Source organism: Agaribacter marinus (assembly GCF_030160655.1).
Lineage (GTDB): Bacteria > Pseudomonadota > Gammaproteobacteria > Enterobacterales > Alteromonadaceae > Glaciecola > Glaciecola marina.
Genome location: NZ_BSOT01000005.1, coordinates 650,828 through 676,858, shown reverse-complemented (window position 1 = coordinate 676,858; position 26,031 = coordinate 650,828). Strand labels below are relative to the sequence as shown.

Genomic DNA, 26,031 nt, shown 5'->3' with positions numbered 1-26,031 from the left:
TGTAGCGTGTTTATTGTCGTTTGATTAATAGGTGCGTTATGCGCTGGTTTGAATCAATTTATGTCTTAGGGCTAAATGCGTCAACTCAACATCTGAACCTATATTTAGCTTATCAAACATTCGATAACGATAAGTATTCACTGTCTTAGCACTAATCGTGAGTTTACTAGCAATTTCTGTCACTTTCACACCTCGAGTAAGCATCAAGGTAATTTCCAATTCTCGTTCACTTAATTGATCAAATGGATTTTCAGCTGAAAGGTCCAATTGACCAATAGCAATTTTTTGTGCAATTTCTGGCGATATATATTTTTGTCCCGAAGACACTTTATAAATTGCATCAATCATTTCAGAATGATCCGCGTCTTTCGTTAGAAAACCAAACGCCCCTGCCTGCATTATTTTAGCGGGTATTGGATTCTCTTTGTGCATAGATAAACATATCACACGAGTTTCTTCACAATAGCGCAATACTTTTTTTGTTGCCTCTAAGCCCCCAATACCTGGCATAGAAACATCCATTAGGACTATATCGGGAGAATTTTTCCGACAATACTCAACGGCCTCTTCACCGCTTCCCACTTCTTCAACAACGTTAAAGTCTTTTACGTCATTTAAAATACGGCTTATCCCTGTCCTTACGAGCTCATGGTCATCCACTACTAAAATTTTGATCACGTCGTATTTGAACCTGTTAACCTACCAGTTAAGTAAGTGTTTTATATATTAATATGTGGTGACATTATCATACAACCTGACAAATATTAAGTCAGTTTTGTATTATTTTGTTAACAATGCCATAACGTCGAAAAATCATGCAATCATAACTATTGCTGCCCAAAGGCTAATGTTGCTAAGTCGTTAAATTACATCGGTTTTAAAAAGTGATATTTTAGCTTCATGGAGACTAGTAAATAAATCAATGTATGTATCGACTGAAAGTATTAGCTTATTAGTTCTCTTCGCATTAAGTACCTATAAGTGAACTAAAGAGATAGGAAGTGTGACTGTGGTAGAAGGGAATTTAGCGATGAATAGCGTAGTCAACATTGACATATTTACGCAAAATACAAAAAACCCGCTCTAAAAAGCGGGTTCTTGTTAAAATGGCGGAGAGGGAGGGATTCGAACCCCCGGTAGGGATGAACCTACGTCTGATTTCAAGTCAGGTGCATTAAACCGAGCTCTGCCACCTCTCCTTAAGTGCTGCGAATATTAATGAGCATTGATTCGATTGTAAAGCCTTAATCTTTAAAAAATGTCGTTTTTGTTACTGTTTGCACATAAAACATGCATTCGACGACGAAATTTACATCTATCTTTAAAATATAATGACTTAACACTTGAAAAAGTGAACCAAACACCCTAAAAAGAGACTAAGAATAGTTTAGTAAAACACTCAAGCATTAATTGGAGAGAAAAATGGAAAGGCATACTGCTTACAATACTTCTGCGGCTCGTCCTGCAGTTGAAATTAACAAGGTGCTTCGCAACACCTATATGTTACTTTCACTCACGTTAGGGTTCAGTGCTATCACGGCTCTTATCTCTATGGCTGTGGGCGTTGGTACAATTGGTTACTTCGCCATGTTTATCGGCGCATTAATCACATTATTTGTAATTCACAAAAAAGCGAACTCCGCTGCATCACTGCCATTGGTTTTCTTATTTACAGGATTACTAGGCGCTTGCTTAGGGCCTATATTAAGTATGTATGTAGCTGCAGGCATGACTGGCGTCATCGCACAAGCCCTCGCTGGTACTGCCATTGTATTCCTATCACTTTCAGCTTACGCATTAATCAGTAAAAAAGACTTCAGCTTTCTTGGTGGATTTTTAATGGTAGGAATGGTAGTTGTAATTCTGGCGATAATTGCGAACATCTTTTTTGCGATGCCAGCGGTATCATTAGCCATTAATGCAGCCATTATTTTTATTATGTCTGGTTTTATCTTGTTTGACACCAGCAGAATAATCCACGGCGGCGAAACAAACTACGTTTTGGCTACGGTTAGCTTATATCTTAGCATTTATAATATATTTACCTCTTTACTTGCCCTACTTGGCGCAGCTGAAGATTAGTAAATAACGCAATGTTAAACGCCCCTTTATCGGGGCGTTTTTGTTTGTGGTGTTGAATCGCCTAGACGTTTATAATCCATTCAAAATACCTTTAATACGCTAAGACACATGCATCAACAATTCAGTATTTTTGTCACTAAGGCGCCTTACGATAGCCGCAACAACGAAAGTGCTTTGCAGTTTTGCTATGCTGCAACGTCGAGTGGACATACAATTGTACAAGTGTTTTTTTATGCCGCTGCCGTTCACACGGCGTCAAACCTTTTGCTACCAAACTCAGATGAAGTAAATCAACGAGAAGGATGGAAGCGTTTCGCTAATAAGCATCAAGTACCACTAAATGTTTGTACTACGGCCGGCGCCCGGCGCGGAATAGTGACGCAAGACGACAATCTTGCATTTGATAATTACGATCCCGCATTTTCACCTGTTGGCATGATTGAGTATTTTGCTGCTCTTAAGGCCAATAATTTCATTGGTATACAGTTTTAGTGTCGTACTTACTTATAGTGTCACAACACGCCCCCTATCATAGCAGTCATGCGAAAGATGCGCTTGAAGTCGCTTTGTCTGCAAGCAATGTTGAAATGCCAGTTAAATTCGCTTTTGTTGAAAACGGTATTTTTCAGCTTATGGATAACCAGACAGGCAACGCAATTTCGCATAAAAGTCATCTTAAACAACTGTCATTGCTGCCCATTTATGATGTAGAAGATATTTATGTTGTTGAATCATCGCGTGAAAGTTTACCGACTGCATGTGTGCAGCCCTGGCTTACAGATGCACTCTCACTAACAGTCATTGACAACAATCGCTTTGCTAAAATTGCGAAGAATGCAACACAAGTGTTGGTGTTCTAATGCTTATACAGTTATTTAAGAATGACATTAATGCGTTACTTCCATACATCGGAGAGGTGTCCCAGATAATCTTATTACAAGACGCTGTTTTTTCGATACCCGCGATTAAAAACAACCATATCTTTGCGAATATATCCATTGCTGTTATTGCATCCGATTGGGCGACGAGTGGATTACCAAAGGAAATATTGACTGAAAGTGACGTGACTCTCATTGAGGACGTTGAATGGGTAGCCCTTTGTATTGCTCACCAACCTGTTATAAGTATTCAATAGCGGTAAATTTGAGCTAGATAAGTATAAGTAATAAGTAACTACAAAAGAGACAAATTGTTTTATGGGCAACAGCTTACGAGTAAACAATCGCGATATATTATTGGAAAACAACGGGTATCTTGCGTCGATTGACGATTGGAACCATGACGTTGCTTTAGCGTTTGCACAACTAGAAAATATTGAACTCACAGACAAACACTGGGAAGTCATTCATTTTGTGAGAGAGTTTTATATAAAATATGACACGAGCCCGGCAATTAGAGCACTTGTTAAGACCATGAAAGAAAGCTTTGGGCCTGAAATCGGTAACAGTCGATATCTTCATCGCTTATTTCCGGATGGCCCTGCCAAGATAGCTACAAAAATTGCGGGTTTACCTAAACCCGCAAAATGTCTTTAAGCCTTAGGTCTTATAAGCTCTACACCGTGCATGTAAGGCACTAAAGCAGTCGGCACCTTTACACTGCCATCCGCTTGTTGATAGTTTTCTAGTATTGCCACTAAGGTTCTACCAACCGCAAGGCCAGAACCGTTTAACGTATGCAATAAATCTGGTTTTTTCATCTCAGGTTTTCTATACCTTGCTTGCATACGCCTAGCTTGAAAATCCCACATATTTGAACAAGAAGAAATTTCTCTATACGTATTTTGTGCTGGCAACCACACTTCAAGATCATAAGTCTTACACGCGCCAAAGCCCATGTCACCGGTACACAGCACAACTTTACGATAAGGAAGTTCTAACTTTTGTAAAATAGCTTCTGCGTGCCCAGTCAGCTCTTCTAACGCTTGCATCGAATCTTCTGGTAATACAAGCTGCACCATTTCTACCTTATCAAACTGATGTTGTCTGATTAAGCCTCGAGTATCACGGCCATAACTGCCCGCTTCGCTTCTAAAGCATGGGGTATGCGCGGTCATCTTAATAGGCAAATCTTTTGCATTAAATATACTATCTCGCGCAATATTTGTTAAAGGTACTTCAGCGGTGGGTATGAGTGATAAGCCTTGTCCTTCCTCAGTTGCAGGCTGAGTATGAAACAAGTCTTCCCCAAATTTTGGCAATTGTCCCGTACCGTATAAGCTGTCTGAATTGACTAAGTAAGGGACATACACTTCATGGTACCCATGCTCTTGTGTATGGCAATCAAGCATAAACTGCGCAATTGCACGGTGCAACTTAGCGATGGCACCATTCATGACAACAAACCTTGAACCTGTAAGTTTTGCGGCCATCTCAAAGTCAAGCCCACTGTCTAAAGTGGCGGCAATATCCACATGATCTTTCACATCAAAATCAAAGGATTTAGGTTCACTCCAAGTTAATACTTCAACATTATCGTCTTCATCTTTACCTTCAGGCACACCATCGGCGGGTAAATTTGGGATACCTTGATATAAATTCTCCAAACTTGTCTGAACTTCATCCAATGCGCCTTTGGCAGCGCTCAATTTTGCCCCTAATTCATCGACTTCTGCCAATAGTGGTTGAATATCTTCGCCAGCAGCTTTTGCTCTGCCAATGGACTTAGATCGTACATTACGCTCATTTTGTAATTCTTGCGTTTGTACTTGTAGTGTTTTACGTTTTTCTTCTAAGGCTTTAAACGTATCTACATCAAGTATAAAGCCACGTGCCTTTAACTTTGCTGCGGTTTCGTCGATGTTGTTTCTCAACAAGCGAGGATCTAACATTACCTATATCATCCTTTAGCTAGAGTTATTGCGAGCCATACACATAATAGGCATAGGCTCAAATTCAAAATTATATTTCCAATTGCCTTTAACACACTACCGGCTTGCATCAGCAATATTGTGTCTAAAGAAAATGTTGAAAAAGTAGTTAATGCGCCTAACATACCAACCGTTAAAAACGCTTTTAAGATGGGGCTGGCAACTTCTTGTTGTTCAAACCAAGCATATAGTAAGCCAATTAAAAAAGACCCCACCACGTTGACCGCAAGAGTACCAAATGGAAACCCTTTACCCAACAGGTTTATGCTCGTTTGGTTGACAAATAAGCGCATACACGCACCAATCGCACCGCCGCCTGCAACGGCAAGGTATAAATATAGGGTTTGCACTACGTATTTCCTTCTTTTTGGCTTGCTTCCCACTCATCTCTTTCTTGTAGGTAATTAATTTTTGCAGAGAGTTGTTTCTCTAGTCCACGATCACTTGCCTGATAAAATCTAGGTCTACCTACTGCATCTGGTAAATAGTCATAATTTGGCACATACGCGCCCTCAAAATTATGTGCATATTTATACCCTTCACCGTGTCCCGCTGCTTTTGCTAAGGCAGTCGGCGCATTTCGTAAATGCAATGGAACGGGCTCATCGGCATAGTTTTTAGCAGCCTTCACTGCCTGCTTAAAAGCATTATATACGGCATTACTCTTGGCAGCCAAAGCACAATACACAATCGCCTGAGCAACGGCTCTCTCACCTTCAGCTTGTCCGACTCGGTGATAAATATCCCATGCGTTTAGACAAATCTCTAAGGCGCGAGGGTCTGCATTGCCGATATCTTCAGACGCAATGGCTAAGAGGCGTCTACATATCGGCACGATATCGCTATTGACTTGAAGTAATCTTGCAAACCAGAAAAGCCCACCATCCACACTACTCCCGCGAATAGACTTATGAAATGCAGAAAGTAAATCGTAATACTCATCCCCGCCCTTGGCGTAATTCGCAATGCGCTCCCCAGCCACTTTGTAAATGAGTTCAGGCGTTATGGCGCTTATTTGATCGTTATTATTAACCTTAGGATTTTCGATTTGAATACTTGCGATAATTACTTCAAGAGTCGTCAGCAAACGACGCGCATCACCTTTAGACACATCAAGCATTGCATTAATAGACGCTTGCTGCATTACTTCGTTTAGGCTAACTCCCGATGGCAGCATACCCGTTTTATTCAATGCTTTTAACAACAATTCAAGCAGCGCATCTTCGTCTAGCTTTTCAAGCGTAAATACGCGCATTCTTGAGAGTAGCGCCTTGTTGATGGAAAACGCAGGGTTTTCGGTAGTGGCACCAATCAAAATAATATTTCCAGCCTCTACATATGGCAATAAGGCATCTTGTTGGCTTTTATTAAATCGATGTATTTCATCAACAAATACTAACGACGATTCACTTAATAACCCCTGTTGGTTAGCGTCACCAATTTGCTTAATGTCTTTTACACCGCTGTTTATTGCAGATAAAAAGTGCATTGGTATTTGTGTTTCTTCGGCTATTACATGTGCCAAGGAAGTCTTACCGCAACCCGGCGGCCCCCATAAGATCATGGATGGCAGTTGTTTATTCTTTATTAGCGGTGCTAAAACACCAGCATCACCCAACAAATGACACTGCCCGGCATAATCTGAAAGTGTTTTAGGACGAAGTAAGTTTGCTAAAGGGTTTACAAGTGCCACTAGTTACCTTTGATCGTCCACTTCAAAACTTTCAGGGATATTGACGCTAAATAAATTGAGTGTAAGCATTGGATTTTGTTTGATTTGAGAAAAAGCAATCTTATTCGTTTGCTCTTGCGCGTCAATGGATGACAAAGATATTAGTCGTTCACCATCAAATGTTAATATGACTGAAGAGATACTCGCATTTTCATCCTGAGACTCAACTGTAAAAATATCATCTTTGCGACTTACCGCCACATTTCCCCACACCTCTTCGTCATCAGATATTAATAAAGACAAGGGGTTATTTTGAATAACTTGTGATTGACTCAATAAGGTGACTTGTTCAACAAATGGGTCGATGTTGTACACCGTATCACCGTCTGCAACTAATAGTGATTCGTCCGGGGCACTCACTTCCCAACGTAATTTATTGGGTTTTCCGATAACAATCTGTCCCTCAGATTCTAAGAGTATTTCGTTTTGAGCATCTTTTATCGTTTGAGAAAACGCAGCTTGATAGCTATTAATGTTGTTTAGTTTAAGTCTTAAGGCCTCAGACGCATCTTTATTTGCCATGGCGTTAAACGACGCGGCCAGCAGCATCAGTAACATTGATGTAAAAAACACTCCGGTGCCAATTCTTTTATCTAATAAGTAAATGTGTTGACTATGCTTATTCATCTCAATCCTTAATTGGCGGCGGCGCCAATACTTCTCTATTGCCATTGTGGCCTGCTGCACTTATGACGCCATCCATTTCCATTTGTTCAACAATACGCGCCGCTCGATTGTAGCCGATTCTAAATTTGCGTTGCACAGATGAGACGGAAACCTTACGCCCTTGCGTCACAAAAACAACCGCTTCGTCATAAAATGCATCGTATTCTTGCTCCGCATTCTCTGATTGTTCACCAGGCAACAATATTTCACCGGCCGATTCACCGTTTAAAATTTCATCAATATAGTCAGGCTCTCCGCGCGCCTTCCAATCTGCCACGACGGCATGAACTTCATGATCATCAACAAATGCACCATGCACACGCGTGGTTATACTTGTGCCAGGCGGGTTGTACAACATATCTCCCATGCCTAATAGAGATTCCGCACCTTGTTGATCAAGAATGGTTCTAGAGTCTATTTTACTCGATACTTGAAACGCAATTCTTGTGGGAATGTTTGCTTTTATTAGACCGGTAATCACATCCACTGAAGGCCGCTGAGTTGCGAGGATTAGATGTATGCCTGCCGCTCTAGCTTTTTGTGCAATACGTGCAATTAATTCTTCTACCTTTTTGCCAACAATCATCATCATGTCAGCAAATTCGTCAACAATAACGACGATAGAGGGCAGTTTTTCTAATTCAGGCGCATGCTCATCCATACTCTGTTCGGCTTGCCATAAGGGGTCCAGTATCGGTTCACCTGCCTCTGCAGCTTGCGTAATTTTTTTGTTGTAACCTTTTAAATTTCGCACCCCTAGTGCTGACATTAAACGGTACCTTCTTTCCATCTCACCGACACACCAGCGCAAGGCATTAGACGCCTCTTTCATATCTGTCACGACTTCAGCAAGTAAATGCGGAATGCCTTCGTATACAGAAAGTTCGAGCATCTTAGGGTCTATCATGATTAGTCGAACATCATCAGGCGTTGATTTATACAACAGGCTCAATATCATTACATTTACGCCAACCGATTTACCAGAACCCGTCGTACCTGCAACTAAAAGGTGAGGCATTCTGCCCAAATCTACGACAACAGGGTTACCAGAGATATCTGCACCCAATACCATCGTTAACGGTGAGTCATTTGATTGAAACTCCTTGCATTCAATGACTTCACTTAAACGCACCATCTCACGGTGTTTGTTCGGCAATTCAAGTCCAATCACTGATTTACCAGGAATAACTTCAACAACACGTACTGAAATAGCAGACATGGCCCTCGCTAAATCTTTTGCCAGCCCAGTAATCTTGCTCACCTTAACGCCCGGCGCGAGATCTAATTCAAAGCGCGTAATTACTGGTCCAGGCAACACATCGACTACCCTTGCTTCAATATTAAAGTCGAGAAGTTTAGCCTCTAAAAGTCGTGATACTTGATCAAGCTCTTCTTGGGTTATTGGATGTTGCTTTTTATCCGCGCGCTCAAGTAAATCAAATGACGGCATTGGTTCGATAGACACCGCATCTACTGTTGTCGTATTTACGGGTACTGGGCCCTTAATCGGCGTAGTTGGATTATTTGGGGCTGATTCGCTTGCGTTTCTATTCTGTTGCTTTTCGGTGAGCTGACCAATATCGTCATCAGACGCACCTGCACTAGGAAATATAGGGTCGTCGGTTTGAAATAGTTCATCTCTAATGACGGAATCATCGTTTTGTGTACTTTCAGTAGATTCAGCCGTTTGCCTGGGGGCTTTTTTTAACTTACTACGCCGACTAAAAATACTGTTCTTTTGCGTCGTTTGGTCAGGGTTATCTTCAACATTGGCCAGTACTTCATCTGGCATTGTAAATTCGGGTTCTTTTTTCTCGACAGGCGGCTCAGGTCGTAAGCTTGTAATTTTAAATTGAGAACCAGTGTCAGTGCGTGTTTCTTCCACGTCTGACGAATTTTTGCTCGGCGCGGGTAAAGATAACTTTGACATTTCTCTCGGCAATGAAATGACTTTGTTGCCTGTCCAAAACACCAAGGCACCCACACTGTCTATGATTTTCATCCACGATATACCGCTTGCCAGCGTAAAACCTGTGCAAAAAAAGCAAAGCAACAATAAAACCGAGCCGACAAAATTGAAATGAGGCATCAATGCTGCACTAATAATGTCTCCCATAGCGCCGCCAGCAGACACGGAATAAAAGTCGTTAAAATTAATGCTAGCGATCCCCGTAAAACCGAAAATGAGCAAAATAATGCCAATTAAACGGAGTGAGATTGTCAGATAATCAAGCTCGGTCAATTTGCGAATATGCAAAAAGATGTACCAACCAACAAACGCAAACGCAAACGGTGTTAAATAAGCAGTAACGCCGAAGGTAAATAACAGAATATCGGCGAAATACGCGCCGACCGCTCCCATCATGTTATTGACTTCACTCTCGAAACCGGCTTGACTCCACCCTGGATCACTCGGATGAAAGGTTGCTAAAGCAATGAGCAAGAAAAATGCAAAGGCGCAGGATAAAATCATCCCTACTTCCAATAGCCTTTGGACACCTGATAATCGTGGCATAGTGTAAAATTGTCTCTTTATTTTATTTTTTATGTTCCCGTTTTAATAAACGGGTTTATTAGCGCAACATGGAACATCTGCAAGAATATCATAGTATTTCTAATTACTCATACAGCAAAAACTTAACTGAACCTAGGGTTTCATATTAATTTTTATGTTTGACGTGTGTTTTACTTCTTCCATTACCACGTAAGTTCGCGATTCGCTGACACCTGGCAGCCTAAGTAAAGTATCACCTAGCAGTTTCCGGTAATTAGCCATATCGGCCACTCTAGTTTTGAGTAAGAAATCAAAATTGCCTGATACTAAATGGCACTCTTGTATATCCTCGTGCTCTTGCACAGCCGCAGAAAATTCCGCAAATATGTCTACAGAGGTCTTACTGAGTGTAATTTCGACAAACACTAGCATTGCAGCACCTAACTTTTCAGGATTCACTTTGGCGTAGTAACCATCAATATATCCTTGCGACTCAAGCCGCCGCACTCTTTCTAAACATGGGCTAGCACTTAAGCCCACTGTTTTTGCTAGTTCGACATTGGATATTCGTCCATCGTTTTGCAAGGTATCAAGTATTTTTCTGTCTAGTCTATCAATATGTTTAGGTGTATTTACAAGCATACAATATTCTGAATAATTTCATATTTTCAGCATATTATTCTAAATTTTTAGATTATTCAAAATTTAACTTTTTATGAATTCATATACAATTTTTTCTTAAATAGACGTGGCTAAAAACTTACCTTAAGGAAAAAATAAAATGATAATTGGTGTACCAAAAGAAATTAAAAATCATGAATACCGAGTGGGTTTAACGCCAGCAGCAGTAAAAGAGTTTTGTTCGTATAAACATCAAGTTATTGTTGAATCCGGCGCAGGGCTTGGTGTTGGTTTTGACAATCAGCAATACATAGATGCTGGTGCAGAAATAGCCCCCTCTGCTAACCATGTATATACCTCTGCAGAACTTATTGTCAAAGTAAAAGAGCCTCAAGCAAATGAATGTAAAATGCTGAGCGAAGGGCAAACCTTATATACCTATTTGCATTTAGCACCAGACCCACAACAAACACAGTTATTAGTTGAGTCTGGCGCAACATGTATTGCATATGAAACGGTTACCGATATAAATGGCGGTCTCCCCTTATTGGCGCCAATGTCTGAAGTCGCAGGTAGAATGTCGATTCAAGCAGGCGCTCATTTTTTAGAGAAAGCACATGGTGGCAACGGCACACTCCTTGGTGGCGTCCCTGGCGTTGCGCCCGGGAGAATACTTATCATTGGCGGCGGTGTTGTAGGGACCAATGCAGCAAAAATGGCATTGGGGCTTGGCGCGGATGTAACAATACTCGATCGGTCTTTGCCCAGATTAAGGCAATTAGATGACATCTTTGGCGGCAGACTGCATACCGTATATAGTACAGCCGATGCAATTGAACACTATTCTTCCCGTGCAGATCTCGTCGTTGGTGCTGTACTTATTCCTGGCGCAGCCGCGCCCAAACTACTTACTGAAGAACATATTCGAAATATGAAAGCGGGCGCTGTTCTCGTCGATGTCGCAATAGATCAAGGCGGTTGTTTTGAAACATCTAGAGCAACCACGCATCAAGCACCGACCTACATTGAACATGACGTCGTACACTATTGCGTCGCGAATATGCCCGGCGGCGTTGCACGCACGTCTACAATGGCGCTAAATAACGCAACGCTTGCAAACGGCTTAGCAATTGCCAATAAAGGTGTAAAGCAAGCACTCCTGGATGATCAACATTTAATGAATGGGCTGAATGTACATAAAGGGTTTGTAACTTACAAAGCCGTGGTTGACGCACTCGGTGAACAACTAAGTCTGAAATATATCGAAGCAACTGACGCAGTGAATATGTAAACAAGCGTGTTAAAAATCGTTATTTGCGCCAATATGCGATAAACCGCCCCAATGCCCGTTGTTTTGCGGTTACTTTCAGTTTTCGTAAACTATATTTTTTATCGATGCATTTATACTGCTTAATACATTGGTTGGTTCTTTTGCTTGTGTTATCGGTCTACCGACAACTAAATAGTCAACGCCTGAAGATATAGCGTCAGATGGCGTCATTATTCTTTTTTGATCATTGACGTCGCTCCCAGTAGGTCGAATACCAGGTGTTACCAGTTTAAATGTGCTTTTTACTTGTTGTCGAAGAAGTATAGCTTCTTTGGCAGAGCACACCACTCCATCAGCGCCAGAGTTTTGAGCGAGTAAAGCAAGCTCTGTTACTTTGTTAGCGATATGATTTTCATCATATACCGCAGAAAATTGACGTTCATCCATGCTAGTTAATATTGTAACTGCCGTTAATAGTGACGGATTATGAGAGGACATGGCTGCGTCTTTTGCAGCTTCAATCATATCTGGACCACCAGATGCATGCACGTTTACCATCCAAACGCCTAGTGATGTAGCTGCTTTAACTGCCTTGGCAACAGTATTTGGTATATCGTGAAACTTTAGATCTAGAAAAACATCAAATCCTTCATCTACCAAGCGCCTAACCCAATCAGGGCCAAATAAAGTAAACATTTCTTTGCCAACTTTAAGACGGCATTCTTCAGGGTTTAATTGGTCCACAAGCGCCATAGCTGCGTTTAGGTTGTCAAAATCCAACGCAACAATGACTCTTTTACTATCAATTGGATTAGTGTCTAATAACATTGTTGATTTACTTTGGTGCATGTATAAATTCTTCGTATTATTTTATCGGAAATAATATTAAGGCAATTGGCGAAAATACTATTCGCCGTCAAGGCCTTTAATTGGTTTATTGACCGACCATTTCTTGCATGACGGACACAGCCAATACAGTTGCCGGCTTGAGAATCCACAACTTTGGCAACGGTATTTAGGGCGGATAGCTATTTGTTTATCTATCAATAGTTGTAAATCACCCATACTTTGCTGTGTTCGATCGTCACTTGACAGTTGTTGATACAATCCTAACAAGGCCTTAAAACCACGCATGGTCGGGTGCGTTTTAAGTTGTTCAGTTAGGGTATCAGCGGCCTGCTGGGTTTCACCGCTACGAGCAAGTATATTTACTTTTGCAATATAGGATGACGCACAGCGTTCCCAATACGGCTCTAGCAGCTTTTCTAAACGCTCCCATGCATCTAATTTTGAGGCGCAAATTTCGAGTAAAGGAATCGCTTCACTTAACCAGTTTACATCACGCTTAGGTACTTCTGAAAGATAATCAATTGCCATTGAGTAATCTTCTTTCTGAATGGCCAATTTACCAAGCTCTAACCAAGAACGTACTTCACTACCTTCAACCATGATGGCTTTCTTAAGCGTTTCTTCCGCAGACGCAATGTCTTTTTCTTTGAGTAACTCTACGGCTTGCTCACAATAAAAGTGAGACAATAAGAGATACATAAATTTATCATTTGGGGTTATTTTTAAGCTTCTAGTCGCTAATTCTATCGCCTTATGCCACTCTTTTGTGACTTGATAAATACTGAAAAGCTTTTGTTGTGCAACTGGGAAATGCTTTTCATTTTCAAGCAGTTGGATAAACGCGCCTTCTGCTCTTTCTAGAAAACCAGCAAGCAGATAATCTGTACCCAGCTCGACAAGTGCTAGGGCTTCTTGTTTTTTACTTATCTCTTCTCGACTGATGAGGTTTTGGTGCACTCTTATGGCTCTATCTAACTCACCTCGATGACGAAAGAAATTTCCCATCGCAATATGCGTTTCAATAGTGTCATTATTGACACTTATCATTTTCATGAAAGTATCAACAGCCTTGTCAGGCTCATCGGACAATAAGAAATTCAGGCCTTTATAATAGTGATTTGATAAAATACTGGATTGTTTACGTTGCGCGCTGCGGAGGCTGTTTCTCCCCATGACCCAGCCGTAAGCTGCGGCCACAGGCAGCAATAAGAAGAGTAACTCTAACATAGCCCTACTCTTCTTTCGTTAATTTTTTTAATTTACGGTTAAGCAAACCAAGTTTGACTTTTAAACTTAAATATTTGCTTAAGATTGTCGAAAAGCCTAATAAAAAGCCAACAACAACTGAAATAACCATAAATGTTGAGATGCGTAATTCCGTTTGAGCAATCAGATAGTTGATGGTTATCACGTTAGTATTACGTGAGCCAACAACAATTGCCAATAACAACAACAGAACAACGACAATTATTATTAGTATTTTTCTCATGCGTATCCCTTTCGTGAAGGGAGCTCCTTACAAATCTACGCGGTCTCTTAGCTCTTTACCGGCCTTAAAATGCGGTACGTGCTTACCGGTAAGTTCTACGGTATCACCTGTTTTAGGGTTTCTTCCAACTCTAGGTGCTCGGTAATGAAGTGAAAAGCTGCCAAAACCACGAATTTCGATTCTGTCACCTTTTTGAAGTGTTTGCGCCATTTGTTCGAGTAATTCTTTTACTGCCGATTCAAGTTCTTTGCCTTGTAAATTGCCCGTTTTGACGGCAATACGCTCAATAAGCTCAGATTTGGTCACTGCTGTACTCTCCAATTAAATATCGATGAAAGTTGGTAACCTTTAGACATAAAAAAAGAGCGGCTTAAAAGCCGCTCTTTCGGGAGAATAAATTTATTCGCCTTTAGCAGCTTTAAACGCTTCTGCCATTGCACTCAAACCACTTTCGTCCTGTGTGTTAACTTTATCAAGAGCTTCTTTTTCATCTTCTTGATCTTTCGCTTTAACAGACAAGTTTACTACGCGGTTTTTGCGATCAACACCCATGAATTTAGCTTCAATAGAGTCGCCCGCTGTTACAACGTCATTTGCATCTTCCACTCGGTCACGTGAAAGGTCACCAATACGGATATAACCTTCAACTTCTTCAGCAAGTTGAACAGTTACACCTTTAGCATCGGCCTCGATAACCGTTCCATTAACAATAGCACCTTTTTTGTTGTCTGTCAGATACTTATTGAACGGATCTTCTTCGATTTGCTTAACACCTAATGAAATACGCTCACGCTCAGGGTCAACTTGAAGTACCACTGCAGTGATTTCATCACCTTTCTTATAATCACGAACAGCTTCTTCACCGGTCTTCTGCCAAGAAATGTCAGATAAGTGGACAAGTCCATCGATGCCGCCGTCTAGGCCAATGAAGATACCAAAGTCAGTGATAGACTTGATCTTACCAGTAACCTTGTCACTCTTTTCGTGTGACTTAGCAAAAGTTTCCCATGGATTGTCGATACACTGTTTAAGGCCAAGAGAAATACGACGACGTTCCTCATCAATTTCAAGTACCATAACGTTAACAACATCGCCAAGGCTAACCACTTTAGATGGGTGAATGTTTTTGTTTGTCCAGTCCATTTCTGATACGTGAACAAGGCCTTCTACACCATCTTCAATCTCTACGAAACAACCGTAATCAGTTAAATTAGTTACTGCACCACTTAACTTAGATCCTTCAGGGTAACGGTTAGCAATTTCTTGCCACGGATCATTGCCCATTTGCTTCATACCAAGAGAAACACGAGATTTTTCTTTATCGAACTTCAATACTTTAACGTTGATTTCATCACCAACATTTACGATTTCACTTGGGTGCTTAACACGCTTCCAAGCCATATCTGTGATGTGAAGAAGACCGTCAACACCACCTAAGTCTACGAATGCACCGTAATCTGTAAGGTTCTTAACGATACCTTTAACTTCATCACCCTCTTCAAGGTTAGATAGTAATTGGTCACGCTCAGCACTGTTCTCGGCTTCGATAACAGCACGACGAGAAACAACAACGTTGTTACGCTTAGCATCTAGCTTAATTACTTTAAATTCTAACTCTTTACCTTCAAGGTGAGTGGTTTCGCGTACTGGACGTACGTCAACCAAAGAACCTGGTAAGAATGCGCGAACAGTATTAACTTCAACAGTGAAGCCGCCTTTAACTTTACCGTTAATAATACCTTTAATTGTCGCTTTTTCTTCGTAAGCAGTTTCAAGCTCAAGCCATGCTTCATGGCGCTTAGCTTTCTCACGAGAAAGAATAGTTTCACCAAAACCATCTTCAACAGCGTCAAGCGCTACATCTACTGAATCGCCTACTGCGATTTCAAGTGTGCCGTCTGCAGCTTTAAATTGCTCCGCTGGAATAGCACTTTCTGATTTAAGACCCGCGTCAACTAAAACGATATCTTTTTCAATAGATACAACAGTACCTTTAACAATAGCACCTGGACGAGTTTCTAGTTGCTGGAGGCTTTCTTCAAAAAGTTGTGCAAAATTTTCAGTCATATTTAATTAAATTTCATATAAAGTAAGTCCGCTCACTCAATCCTAAGTGACGGGGTTGTTAACAAAACCAGCGTCATCCTGTGCTGATCAATCGAATTGTAAGGCGCTAAGAAAACAGTTTAGAATCAATAAATTGTTTTGCTTTTTCAAACACTTGAATAACACTCAAACCTGTTGAGTCAAGCTCGTAGGCGTCTTCTGCGGCGCGTAAAGGAGCGGTGCTTCTACCAGCATCTCTTGCGTCACGAGCCTTTATATCTTCCAAAAGGCGCGAGATTTTAACATCAAGTCCCTTTGCTTTCAACTCCTCAAATCGTCTCTGTGCTCTAGCTTCAGGGCTAGCCGTCAAATAAATCTTTGCTACTGCACTGGGGAAAACCACTGTCCCCATATCTCTGCCATCAGCAACCAAGCCTGGCGTTTCTGCAAAACTTCGCTGACGACGCAGCAACGCTTCCCGCACAAGAGGAATAGCGGCTACCTTAGAGGCCGCATTGCCAATGACTTCATTTCGTATATCTTCAGTAACATCTTCACCTTCAAGAATGACACGAGTACCGATGTCAGAAGATTCAAAGGTAACATCTAACCCTGAAGCCAATGGTGATAAACCTGTTTGATCATCAAGTTCTATGCCATGATGAAGAGCGGCAACAGCCAGTACGCGGTAAATAGCCCCACTGTCAAGAAAGTGCCATTTATAAGAGAATGCTAATTTTGCGCTAAGTGTTCCTTTCCCAGCGCCACTTGGGCCGTCCACAGTAATTATTGGCACATTTTCCATGCAAGCCTACTTATATTCAGGTTTGAGGTATGAAAATTTGCGCGCAATTATACTAAGCTAAACATAATGCGCAATGGCGAAAGTGTGAATTTATATACAAATATTCACACTTTCATGAAACTGTCTTTTAAAGTCGTTCGTGAATACTAAAAAGGCGCTTAAGAATGACTGACAGATTCAAATACGGAAAAGTAATCAGGAAAGGTCTTTGCAGTGCATCCGGGGTCATTGATAGTCACGCCACATTTATCGTCTAAAGCAACTAATGAAAAGCACATAGCCATTCGGTGATCGTTGTATGTATCAATTTCTGCATGTTGAATAACGCTGGGCGGCGAAATGCGAATAAAATCCTCGCCCTCTTCAACCGTCGCTCCGACTTTCCTCAGTTCGGTTGCCATGGCCGTTAATCTATCTGTTTCTTTTACCCGCCAATTATAGATGTTTCGCATGCACGTTTCACCGTCAGCAAATAATGCAGCGGTGGCGATGGTCATAGCAGCATCGGGAATATGATTCATGTCCATATCGATACCTTGTAATTTGCCCGCACTGACCGTAATAGCGTAATCATCCCACGTAACCCTTGCCCCCATTTTTTCCAACACGTCAGCAAAATGCTTATCGCCTTGAATAGACGAGCGACCAACGCCAGTCACTTTAACAGAGCCGCCCTTTATTGCTGCAGCGGCTAAAAAGTATGATGCGGAAGATGCGTCGCCTTCGACTAAGAATGTGTCTGGTGCAATATATTCTTGCCCCGACAATATAGTGAAAGATTCATAGTTGCTATTAACTACCTTTATGCCGAATTTCGCCATACTGTCCAAGGTAATGTCTATATAAGGTTTTGATACCAAAGTGCCTTTAATATCTATGCGTATTTCTTTTTTTAATAATGGTGCAGCCATCAATAGTGCCGTTAAAAATTGACTAGATACGCTACCATCAATTGTAAAATTACTGGTATCAATAGAGGATTTACTGATATTTAACGGCGGATATCCTTTTGTTTTTAGATAAGAAATATTGGCGCCAGCATTAATTAACTCATCCGCTAGGTCGCCAATCGGGCGCTCTTCCATGCGAGGTTCGCCGGTTAACGTAACATCAACGTCACTAAAAGCAAGCGCGGCACACAAGGGACGCATCGCGGTGCCGGCGTTCCCTAAGTATAGTTCTAAATGTTCGCTTGATTTAAATTTACCACCAATGCCTGTTACCAAACATTCAGTTTTATCATCATTCAATTCATAACTTACGCCTAACTTTTGCAAGGCAACTAACATGTGCCTAATATCATCACTATCTAGTAAGTTAATGAGTTTCGTTTTACCTTTTGCTAATGCTGCAAGAAGCAACGCTCTATTGCTAAGGCTCTTAGAGCCGGGTAATCTGACTTCGCCATCAATTTTGGCAATTGGTGATAATACTAACTGTTCCATTATCCATTCACTCTTTCAAATTCTTTCATAAACTCTACTAACGCTTTTACACCTTCTAGCGGCATTGCGTTGTATATACTTGCCCGCATGCCACCGACAAAACGATGGCCTTTTAGTGCTTGTAAGCCTTGTTCTGCTGATTGTTGCAAAAATAAACTGTCAAGATTACTGTTCGCCATTTGAAAGGTCACATTCATCTTTGAGCGATTCTCATTGGCAATTTGGTTACGATAAAAGTCTGAATTGTCTATTGTGCTATAAAGCAATCTTGCTTTTTCTGCGTTTACTTTCTCTATTTCGCCAATTCCGCCTTGTTCCAGCAACCACTCGAACACTAAGCCGGCCAAGTACCAACTAAATGTTGGTGGCGTATTATACATACTGTCGTTATTTACTTGTTGCTGGTAATCAAATACGGCAGGTGTATCTTTCCGAGCAAAACCAAGTAAATCTTCTCGTATGATGACAACAGCGAGACCAGACGGGCCAATATTTTTCTGGGCGCCAGCATAAATAATACCAAATTTAGACACATCAATGACTTGGCTCATAATATTCGATGACATATCAGCAACAATAGGCACATCAGGACAATTAGGTACCCAATCAATTTCAATACCATCTACTGTTTCATTCGTACAATAATGAAAGTACGCAGCCTTAGTGTTTAGTTCCCAATCAGTTTGTTTTGGCACAAACAACTTACCATTTGCTGTTTGTGTTTTCGCGACAATTTCGGTTTTCATGTACTTTTCAGCTTCAGTAACGGCTATCTGAGACCATTGCCCTGTAACAAGGTGTTGCGATAAATCACCCCGGCCAGCTAAGTTCATTGGTACTGAGAAGAATTGGCCTCGGCCTCCGCCTTGAAGAAAAAGTACTTTATAATTGGCGGGAATTTGCATTAATTGGCGAAGATCAGCTTCGGCTTTTTCTGCGCAAGCAATAAAAGGCTTGCCTCTATGACTGACCTCCATCACTGACGTGCCTAAGCCGTTCCAATTTAATAGTTCGGCCTGTGCCCTTTCAAGAACAGGTTTTGGCAAAGTCGCTGGGCCAGCACTAAAATTAAAAATTTGTTGCATATTTTTCTCAAAACTAAGTGTTACTGTATATTTTCACTGTGCTCATTTGCTTATATAACTACTCAAAATTACACACGTAAATATTTTTTAGGCTAAACACAAAGAGCGACCATTTGGCCGCTCATGTGTTGTTATTGTAAAACACACTATTTTTGTCGTAGGGTGTTTTCTAATATTCCTAATCTTTATTGTCAGGTTGTTGTTTATCTATGTTTTCAACATCATCCGCTGCACTTTCCGCAACATCTGTATCAATTGCCGCTTCAATATTGTCATCAGAGTTATCATCGTCAGATAATTCTGATTCATCGATAACTTCATCAATGCGTTGAATACCTACTAAGTGCTCATCATCAGCTGTTCTAATAAGTCTAACGCCTTGCGTATTTCTGCCAACAATAGACACTTCCGCAACACGAGTTCTGACCAAGGTCGCTTGGTCAGAAATTAACATGATTTCGTTTGCTTCTGTCACTTGAACCGCGCCAACGACCGAACCATTTCGCTCAGATACTTTGATTGAAACAACGCCTTTGGTCGCTCGGCTTTTCGCTGGATACTCTGAGATTGGGGTACGTTTACCGAAACCATTTTCAGTCGCGGTAAGAATATCACCTTCTTCCTCTGGTACAATCAACGAAACAACGCGCTCATCTTCCTGCAATCTAATGCCTCTAACGCCTGTTGCCGTCCGTCCCATTGGACGCACCTGATCTTCAGAGAATCTCACTACTTTACCAGCATCGGAAAACAGCATTATTTCACTACTGCCATCAGTTAAAGCAACACCAATTAACTCATTTCCTTCCGTTAAATTGACAGCAATAATGCCATTAGCTCTTGGGCGAGAATATTGCGTTAGTTCAGTCTTTTTAACCGTTCCTTGCGCAGTCGCCATAAACACATACTTACCTTCTTCAAATTCTTGAATCGGTAAAATAGCCGTAATTCGCTCACCCTCTTCTAACGGCAAGATATTGACAATAGGCCGGCCTCTGGCGTTTCTGCTAGCTAATGGTAATTGATATACTTTCAACCAGTATAAACGTCCGCGAGTAGAAAAACACAAAATGTGGTCATGGGTATTAGCAACCAGCAAACGTTCGATGAAGTCTTCATCCTTCATTTTAGTTGCAGATTTACCTTTGCCCCCCCTGCGCTGTGCTTCGTAATCAGACAGTTTTTGGTATTTTACGTAACCTTCCCTCGAAAGTGTGACAACGACTTCTTCACGCTCGATAAGATCTTCGATATCTATATCGTGTGACGCAGCCGTAATCTCTGTACGACGCTCATCACCAAACTCTTCTCTAACAGCCACTAATTCTTCAGTAATGACTTCCATCAAACGCTCTGAACTGCCGAGAATTTTGAGTAACTCTGCAATCACGTCAATTAGATTACGGTATTCCTCCAAAATTTTGTCATGTTCCAAGCCCGTAAGCTTGTTTAAACGGAGGTCGAGTATTGCTTGTGCTTGTTCTTCAGTTAAGTAGTACTGGCCGTCACGAATACCATATTCTGGTGCTAACCAGTCAGGGCGTGCCGCGTCATTCCCCGCTCTCGCGAGCATTTCAGACACATCACCAAGTTCCCACCCCATTGCCACGAGTGCCTTTTTAGCTTCAGATGGACTGGGTGACTGTTTGATCAACTCGATGACTGGGTCAATATTCACCAGTGCAATCGCTAAACCTTCCAAAATATGGGCGCGATCTCTTGCTTTACGCAATTCAAATACAGTTCTGCGAGTAACCACTTCACGGCGGTGCAGAATAAATAATTCTAGCACTTCTTTGAGGTTAAATACTCTTGGCTGATTTTTATCCAAAGCGACCATGTTAATGCCAAATACCGTTTGTAACTGAGTATTGGCATATAAATGATTAAGCAATACTTCTGCTGATTCATTTCGTTTAACTTCAATGACAATGCGCATACCGTCTTTGTCAGACTCATCGCGCAGAGCAGAAATACCTTCCACTCGTTTTTCTTTAACAAGCTCAGCAATTTTCTCTATTAAACGTGCTTTATTAACTTGGTAGGGTATTTCGTGAACGATAATGGTTTCTTTACCATTTTCTTCTTGTTCAATGTCTGCTTTTGCACGCAGGTAAATTTTACCTCTACCTGTCTTATAAGCGTTAATAATACCCTGTCGGCCGCTTATCATTGCAGCAGTGGGGAAATCCGGCCCTGGAATATACTCAATAAGTTCTTCAAAACTTAAATCAGGGTTTTCGATTAGGGCAATACAACCACTTATTACTTCAGATAAATTGTGCGGTGGAATATTTGTCGCCATACCAACAGCAATACCAGAAGAACCATTAACCAGTAAGTTAGGTACTTTAGTTGGTAATACATCAGGAATATGCTCTGTACCATCGTAGTTTGGAACAAAATCTACTGTTTCTTTATCTAAATCAGCGAGGAGTTCGTGCGCAATTTTTGCCATACGAACTTCGGTGTAACGCATTGCAGCGGCTGAGTCACCATCGACAGAACCAAAGTTACCTTGCCCGTCGACCAGCATATAACGAAGAGAAAATGGCTGTGCCATACGTACGATTGTATCGTAAACAGCGGAATCACCATGAGGGTGATACTTACCTATGACATCACCTACTACACGCGCAGACTTTTTATAGGGTTTATTAAAATCATTTTTGAGTTCGTTCATCGCGAACAATACACGGCGATGAACCGGTTTTAAACCGTCTCTTACATCTGGAAGTGCTCTACCTACAATAACGCTCATTGCATAGTCTAAATAACTATTTTTAAGCTCTTCTTCGATATTAATGGGGGAAATTTCTTTGGCATTGTCAGTCATAAACTGCATGGTCCTTGTTAATGTAATCAATCGTTTGAGTGACCATATTCATCCTAAAAATGAAGCTACGTCTCACTTACAAAACACGTTTTTCAATGCATAAAAATTTAGCAATAATTAGGTGCTTGTATTGTCTGGATTGTTACTTTGTTATTATTACCTTTTTAACTCTTTCGATGGTAACACAAAACTTTCAAAAAAATGTAAAAATTTCGATATGCGATTCGTATTCAATATAAAAAAATGTAACAATACCAATGTGTTGTAACGTAATCTCAAGTGGAGTAAAAAGTGAGCGATTTGTCGAATTCTAATCAATCATCCGCGAATGTGGATGCAGAGGAGTTGTCAAAATTTGCAGAGTTGGCAGCCTATTGGTGGGACCGAGACGGCGAATTTAAATCACTTCACGACATAAACCCTTTGCGTGTCGATTATATAGAAAACCAAGCCAATGGTATATTTGGCAAGCAAATAATCGACATTGGTTGTGGTGGCGGTATTTTGAGTGAAGCACTCGCCACTAAAGGCGCGAACGTTACTGGTATTGATATGGTTGAAGCCTCTTTAGAAGTCGCTAACCTTCACCGCCTAGAATCTGGTTTACATGTGCAATACCATTTATCAACCGCCGAGCAATGGGCAGAACAACATGCATGCGAATACGATATTGTATGTTGTCTAGAAATGTTAGAGCATGTCCCTCACCCAGAGTCAATTGTCGCAGCGGCGGCTAAACTCGTTAAACCTGGTGGCATGGTAATATTTTCTACGCTAAATCGTAATCCAAAGTCTTGGTTAATGGCTATTGCTGCCGCGGAGTACTTGTTTAACATGGTGCCTAAGGGTACCCACGATCATGCAAAATTTATAAAACCGAGTGAATTGCTCAACATGATAGAGACAACACAATTGCAAGTGAGTGACATGACCGGCCTGCATTTTAACCCTATAAAGCAACAGTATTTTTTATCGAACATGAATGTCGATGTTAATTATTTCGTTGTATGTACTTCATCATAAGCAATGACCAACTTATAGCGAACAATTGCAAATGCCGTTTGACCAAGTTTTAAACTAAAAATGACGTCATTTGAAAATAAAATATTTTTAAATAATTTAGCAAAAAATACTTGCAACAAACGGACAACAATTCAATAAATGAGTCATGGGTTAGCCGCCACTAACAAAAATTAGCGTCTAGGATTTTTGACACCTAAACACAAGATATAGTGGTTGCAAAGCTATCTAAGACTCATTATCTTGTGTAATACTACAATACAGGGAATGAAACAACGCAGCATGTTGTCACCCTTTTTCATTGCGCTTAGTTATAAAAATAAAACAAATAGAACTAGATTGGCCGTAAGCCGTTCAGCTTAAAAGCAGGCAACATCACAATAAGAGCATAACAAGAATGAATAATGATCTTTTAGTTACTAAAAGAGATGGCACGCAAGAGGCTATCGATCTCGATAAAATTCATAAAGTCGTCACATGGGCCACAAAAGGCTTAGATAATGTATCTGTTTCACAGGTTGAAATTAAGGCGCAAATACAATTTTATAATGGGATTAAAACCGAAGAAATTCACGAAACACTGATTAAATCAGCGGCCGATTTAATTTCTACAGACACGCCCGACTATCAATACATGGCAGCGCGCTTAGCGATTTTCCATCTGCGTAAAAAGGCATATGGGCAATTTGAGCCGCCAGCACTTTATGACCATGTAAAAGCAATGGTATCGCTGAAAAAATACGACGAACACTTATTGAGTGATTATACTGCTGAAGAATTTGCTGAAATGGAAGCATTTCTCGATCACCAACGTGACATGAATTTTAGTTATGCCGCAGTGAAGCAACTTGAAGGCAAATATTTGGTACAAAATAGAGTAACTGGTGAAATATATGAAAGCGCTCAGTTTTTATATGTGCTAGTTGCGGCATGCTTGTTCGCAAAATACCCTATTGAAACGCGAATGAATTATATTCGTCGTTTTTATGATGCAGCCTCTAATTTTAAATTATCACTGCCAACACCTATTATGGCCGGTGTTCGTACTCCGACTCGTCAATTTAGCTCTTGTGTATTAATTGAGACGGGTGACAGTCTAGACTCCATTAATGCGACGGCAAGCGCCATTGTTAAATATGTAAGTCAACGCGCAGGAATCGGAATAAATGCTGGTAGAATTCGCGCATTGGGCAGCCCAATAAGAGGCGGCGAAGCTTTCCATACCGGTTGTATTCCTTTTTATAAATATTTCCAAACTGCTGTGAAAAGTTGTTCACAAGGCGGCGTTCGCGGTGGCGCAGCAACCCTATTCTACCCATTGTGGCATTTGGAAGTAGAAAACCTACTTGTTCTTAAAAATAATCGCGGCGTAGAAGAAAACCGAGTTAGACACTTAGATTATGGCGTACAATGCAATAAATTAATGTACACCCGAATGATTAAAGATGATTACATTACGCTCTTTAGTCCTTCAGATACGCCAGGGTTATACGACGCGTTCTTTAAAGACCAGGAAGAATTCGAAAAACTTTACGTACAATACGAGAACGACGAAAGCATACGTAAAAGACGCATTAAAGCAATTGAACTATTTAGTTTGTTTATGCAAGAAAGAGCTAGCACTGGCCGTATTTATCTTCAGAACGTTGATCACTGCAATACTCACAGTCCATTTGATCCTAGCGTCGCACCTGTTCGTCAGAGCAATTTGTGTTTAGAAATTGCGTTGCCAACAAAACCTCTATTGAACGTTGATGATGCAGAGGGCGAAATAGCCTTATGTACCTTATCTGCGTTCAATTTAGGCGCTATTAAAAGTTTAGATGACTTCGAAGAGTTAGCTGACTTGTCCGTACGAGCACTAGATAGTTTACTTGATTATCAAGATTACCCTGTACCAGCAGCGTTGACTGCAACCATGGGACGAAGAACCTTAGGCATAGGGGTTATCAACTTTGCATATTACTTGGCAAAGAATGGCGTTAAATATTCTGATCACAGTGCAAATGGTTTAATTCACAGAACTTTTGAAGCGATTCAGTATTATTTGTTAAAAGCGTCAAATAACTTGGCAAAAGAGAAAGGCGCATGTCCTAAGTTCAATGAGACGACTTATGCTAAAGGTCTTTTGCCAATTGATACATACAAAAAGGATCTCGATAAAATTTGTAATGAAGCCTTACATTACGACTGGGATGCCTTACGTAAAGATATCGTAGCACACGGTTTACGTAACAGTACGCTTTCAGCATTAATGCCGTCAGAAACCTCGTCACAAATTTCTAACGCCACAAATGGTATAGAACCGCCGCGTGGTCACATTAGTATAAAAACAAGTAAAGACGGTGTATTGAAACAAGTTGTTCCAGAATATCAGCGATTAAAAGACAATTATGAATTACTTTGGGATATACCTTCCAATGATGGCTATTTGCAATTAGTTGCAATTATGCAGAAATTTATTGATCAAACAATTTCCGCGAATACAAGCTACGACCCAAGTAAATATGAAGGCAACAAAGTACCAATGAAATTGTTGCTGAAAGATTTGCTGACGACATACAAATTAGGTGTTAAAACACTCTACTATCACAATACACGTGACGGTGCGTCAGATAAATCTGATGCTGAAACAAGTGCTGCAGTCAAACAACCTAAAGCACAGGTTGAAATTGTCGAAGAAGATGACGGCTGTGCTGGCGGCGCTTGTAAAATTTAACCA

General features: G+C 40.8%; 24 protein-coding genes and 1 tRNA gene. 8 read left to right on the top strand and 17 right to left on the bottom strand.

Features of this window, described 5'->3' with window-relative positions:
• Positions 1-36 precede the first annotated feature (36 nt).
• Together uvrY and QQK00_RS04555 are read right to left on the bottom strand one after the other, a co-directional pair.
• Entirely contained in the window at positions 37-678 is a 642-nt protein-coding gene (uvrY, locus tag QQK00_RS04560) for a UvrY/SirA/GacA family response regulator transcription factor (RefSeq protein ID WP_284216292.1), read from the bottom strand.
• A 429-nt stretch (positions 679-1,107) separates the two neighbouring features.
• A tRNA-Ser gene (locus tag QQK00_RS04555) sits at positions 1,108-1,199 on the bottom strand.
• Between the two features lie 223 nt (positions 1,200-1,422).
• On the opposite strand from QQK00_RS04555, the gene QQK00_RS04550 reads away from it, so the two are divergent.
• From QQK00_RS04550 to QQK00_RS04530, 5 genes are all read left to right on the top strand, one after another.
• The gene (locus QQK00_RS04550; protein ID WP_284216291.1) at positions 1,423-2,082 is read left to right on the top strand and encodes a Bax inhibitor-1/YccA family protein; all 660 of its coding nucleotides are present in this window, start codon (positions 1,423-1,425) and stop codon (positions 2,080-2,082) included.
• 108 nt (positions 2,083-2,190) lie between these two features.
• Positions 2,191-2,574 carry a sulfurtransferase complex subunit TusD gene (gene tusD, locus QQK00_RS04545; protein WP_284216290.1) on the top strand — a complete coding sequence of 128 codons (384 nt, stop codon included), beginning with the start codon at positions 2,191-2,193 and terminating at the stop codon, positions 2,572-2,574.
• Positions 2,574-2,942, top strand: coding sequence for a DsrE family protein (locus QQK00_RS04540; RefSeq protein ID WP_284216289.1), 369 nt, complete (start codon positions 2,574-2,576; stop codon positions 2,940-2,942). The genes tusD and QQK00_RS04540 overlap by 1 nt, the downstream gene beginning before the upstream one ends.
• Positions 2,942-3,217, top strand: a complete 276-nt coding sequence (locus QQK00_RS04535) for a DsrH/TusB family sulfur metabolism protein (protein ID WP_284216288.1) — start codon at positions 2,942-2,944, stop codon at positions 3,215-3,217. The genes QQK00_RS04540 and QQK00_RS04535 overlap by 1 nt, the downstream gene beginning before the upstream one ends.
• Before the next feature lie 61 nt (positions 3,218-3,278).
• Positions 3,279-3,617: a TusE/DsrC/DsvC family sulfur relay protein gene (locus tag QQK00_RS04530; protein WP_284216287.1), complete on the top strand. Its 339-nt coding sequence runs from the start codon at positions 3,279-3,281 to the stop codon at positions 3,615-3,617.
• Here the strand turns inward: QQK00_RS04530 and serS are convergent.
• The 6 genes from serS to lrp form a co-directional block, all read right to left on the bottom strand.
• Entirely contained in the window at positions 3,614-4,912 is a 1,299-nt protein-coding gene (gene serS, locus QQK00_RS04525) for a serine--tRNA ligase (protein WP_284216286.1), read from the bottom strand. The two genes, QQK00_RS04530 and serS, sit on opposite strands and share 4 nt — an antisense overlap.
• Positions 4,913-4,920: 8 nt before the next feature.
• Entirely contained in the window at positions 4,921-5,301 is a 381-nt protein-coding gene (crcB, locus tag QQK00_RS04520) for a fluoride efflux transporter CrcB (RefSeq protein WP_284216285.1), read from the bottom strand.
• Positions 5,301-6,644 (bottom strand): replication-associated recombination protein A, encoded by a 1,344-nt coding sequence (locus QQK00_RS04515; RefSeq protein ID WP_284216284.1) that lies wholly within the window; start codon positions 6,642-6,644, stop codon positions 5,301-5,303. Before QQK00_RS04515 ends, crcB begins: the two co-directional genes overlap by 1 nt.
• A 3-nt stretch (positions 6,645-6,647) precedes the next feature.
• Complete coding sequence (gene lolA, locus QQK00_RS04510; protein WP_284216283.1) at positions 6,648-7,310, bottom strand: outer membrane lipoprotein periplasmic chaperone LolA; 663 nt, start codon at positions 7,308-7,310, stop codon at positions 6,648-6,650.
• Position 7,311: 1 nt separating this feature from the next.
• Entirely contained in the window at positions 7,312-9,864 is a 2,553-nt protein-coding gene (locus tag QQK00_RS20560; protein WP_348521137.1) for a DNA translocase FtsK, read from the bottom strand.
• 132 nt (positions 9,865-9,996) lie between these two features.
• Complete coding sequence (lrp, locus tag QQK00_RS04495) at positions 9,997-10,485, bottom strand: leucine-responsive transcriptional regulator Lrp (protein ID WP_284216282.1); 489 nt, start codon at positions 10,483-10,485, stop codon at positions 9,997-9,999.
• Between the two features lie 139 nt (positions 10,486-10,624).
• Here lrp and ald point away from each other — a divergent pair, with 139 nt between their 5' ends.
• Positions 10,625-11,755 carry an alanine dehydrogenase gene (ald, locus tag QQK00_RS04490; protein WP_284216281.1) on the top strand — a complete coding sequence of 377 codons (1,131 nt, stop codon included), beginning with the start codon at positions 10,625-10,627 and terminating at the stop codon, positions 11,753-11,755.
• 75 nt (positions 11,756-11,830) lie between these two features.
• Here the strand turns inward: ald and pyrF are convergent, their stop codons facing one another.
• From pyrF to gyrA, 9 genes are all read right to left on the bottom strand, one after another.
• Entirely contained in the window at positions 11,831-12,583 is a 753-nt protein-coding gene (gene pyrF, locus QQK00_RS04485) for an orotidine-5'-phosphate decarboxylase (protein ID WP_284216280.1), read from the bottom strand.
• A 57-nt stretch (positions 12,584-12,640) separates the two neighbouring features.
• Positions 12,641-13,810: a lipopolysaccharide assembly protein LapB gene (gene lapB / locus QQK00_RS04480; RefSeq protein ID WP_284216279.1), complete on the bottom strand. Its 1,170-nt coding sequence runs from the start codon at positions 13,808-13,810 to the stop codon at positions 12,641-12,643.
• 4 nt (positions 13,811-13,814) lie between these two features.
• A complete protein-coding gene (locus QQK00_RS04475) occupies positions 13,815-14,072 on the bottom strand; it encodes a lipopolysaccharide assembly protein LapA domain-containing protein (protein WP_284216278.1) in 258 nt (85 codons plus the stop codon).
• A 27-nt stretch (positions 14,073-14,099) separates the two neighbouring features.
• Complete coding sequence (gene ihfB / locus QQK00_RS04470; protein ID WP_284216277.1) at positions 14,100-14,378, bottom strand: integration host factor subunit beta; 279 nt, start codon at positions 14,376-14,378, stop codon at positions 14,100-14,102.
• A gap of 93 nt (positions 14,379-14,471) precedes the next feature.
• Positions 14,472-16,139: a 30S ribosomal protein S1 gene (gene rpsA / locus QQK00_RS04465; protein WP_284216276.1), complete on the bottom strand. Its 1,668-nt coding sequence runs from the start codon at positions 16,137-16,139 to the stop codon at positions 14,472-14,474.
• Positions 16,140-16,245: 106 nt separating this feature from the next.
• A complete protein-coding gene (gene cmk, locus QQK00_RS04460) occupies positions 16,246-16,923 on the bottom strand; it encodes a (d)CMP kinase (protein WP_284216275.1) in 678 nt (225 codons plus the stop codon).
• A 158-nt stretch (positions 16,924-17,081) separates the two neighbouring features.
• Positions 17,082-18,368, bottom strand: a complete 1,287-nt coding sequence (gene aroA / locus QQK00_RS04455; protein WP_284216274.1) for a 3-phosphoshikimate 1-carboxyvinyltransferase — start codon at positions 18,366-18,368, stop codon at positions 17,082-17,084.
• Positions 18,368-19,453 carry a 3-phosphoserine/phosphohydroxythreonine transaminase gene (gene serC / locus QQK00_RS04450; RefSeq protein ID WP_284216273.1) on the bottom strand — a complete coding sequence of 362 codons (1,086 nt, stop codon included), beginning with the start codon at positions 19,451-19,453 and terminating at the stop codon, positions 18,368-18,370. The genes aroA and serC overlap by 1 nt, the downstream gene beginning before the upstream one ends.
• Positions 19,454-19,631: 178 nt before the next feature.
• Complete coding sequence (gene gyrA, locus QQK00_RS04445; protein WP_284216272.1) at positions 19,632-22,289, bottom strand: DNA topoisomerase (ATP-hydrolyzing) subunit A; 2,658 nt, start codon at positions 22,287-22,289, stop codon at positions 19,632-19,634.
• Between the two features lie 291 nt (positions 22,290-22,580).
• On the opposite strand from gyrA, the gene ubiG reads away from it, so the two are divergent.
• Both ubiG and nrdA read left to right on the top strand, forming a co-directional pair.
• Positions 22,581-23,312 (top strand): bifunctional 2-polyprenyl-6-hydroxyphenol methylase/3-demethylubiquinol 3-O-methyltransferase UbiG, encoded by a 732-nt coding sequence (gene ubiG / locus QQK00_RS04440; RefSeq protein WP_284216271.1) that lies wholly within the window; start codon positions 22,581-22,583, stop codon positions 23,310-23,312.
• 394 nt (positions 23,313-23,706) lie between these two features.
• Positions 23,707-26,028 carry a class 1a ribonucleoside-diphosphate reductase subunit alpha gene (nrdA, locus tag QQK00_RS04435; RefSeq protein WP_284216270.1) on the top strand — a complete coding sequence of 774 codons (2,322 nt, stop codon included), beginning with the start codon at positions 23,707-23,709 and terminating at the stop codon, positions 26,026-26,028.
• Positions 26,029-26,031 lie beyond the last annotated feature (3 nt).

Coding starts and splice junctions, on each gene's coding strand:
- QQK00_RS04535 (WP_284216288.1), top strand. CDS start 2,942: ATGCTTATACAGTTATTTAAGAATGACATTAATGCGTTACTTCCATAC.
- lrp (WP_284216282.1), bottom strand. CDS start 10,485: ATGCTTGTAAATACACCTAAACATATTGATAGACTAGACAGAAAAATA.
- aroA (WP_284216274.1), bottom strand. CDS start 18,368: ATGGAACAGTTAGTATTATCACCAATTGCCAAAATTGATGGCGAAGTC.
- QQK00_RS20560 (WP_348521137.1), bottom strand. CDS start 9,864: ATGCCACGATTATCAGGTGTCCAAAGGCTATTGGAAGTAGGGATGATT.
- lapB (WP_284216279.1), bottom strand. CDS start 13,810: ATGTTAGAGTTACTCTTCTTATTGCTGCCTGTGGCCGCAGCTTACGGC.
- cmk (WP_284216275.1), bottom strand. CDS start 16,923: ATGGAAAATGTGCCAATAATTACTGTGGACGGCCCAAGTGGCGCTGGG.
- serC (WP_284216273.1), bottom strand. CDS start 19,453: ATGCAACAAATTTTTAATTTTAGTGCTGGCCCAGCGACTTTGCCAAAA.
- rpsA (WP_284216276.1), bottom strand. CDS start 16,139: ATGACTGAAAATTTTGCACAACTTTTTGAAGAAAGCCTCCAGCAACTA.
- serS (WP_284216286.1), bottom strand. CDS start 4,912: ATGTTAGATCCTCGCTTGTTGAGAAACAACATCGACGAAACCGCAGCA.
- nrdA (WP_284216270.1), top strand. CDS start 23,707: ATGAATAATGATCTTTTAGTTACTAAAAGAGATGGCACGCAAGAGGCT.
- tusD (WP_284216290.1), top strand. CDS start 2,191: ATGCATCAACAATTCAGTATTTTTGTCACTAAGGCGCCTTACGATAGC.
- lolA (WP_284216283.1), bottom strand. CDS start 7,310: ATGAATAAGCATAGTCAACACATTTACTTATTAGATAAAAGAATTGGC.
- QQK00_RS04550 (WP_284216291.1), top strand. CDS start 1,423: ATGGAAAGGCATACTGCTTACAATACTTCTGCGGCTCGTCCTGCAGTT.
- QQK00_RS04530 (WP_284216287.1), top strand. CDS start 3,279: ATGGGCAACAGCTTACGAGTAAACAATCGCGATATATTATTGGAAAAC.
- gyrA (WP_284216272.1), bottom strand. CDS start 22,289: ATGACTGACAATGCCAAAGAAATTTCCCCCATTAATATCGAAGAAGAG.
- QQK00_RS04475 (WP_284216278.1), bottom strand. CDS start 14,072: ATGAGAAAAATACTAATAATAATTGTCGTTGTTCTGTTGTTGTTATTG.
- ald (WP_284216281.1), top strand. CDS start 10,625: ATGATAATTGGTGTACCAAAAGAAATTAAAAATCATGAATACCGAGTG.
- pyrF (WP_284216280.1), bottom strand. CDS start 12,583: ATGCACCAAAGTAAATCAACAATGTTATTAGACACTAATCCAATTGAT.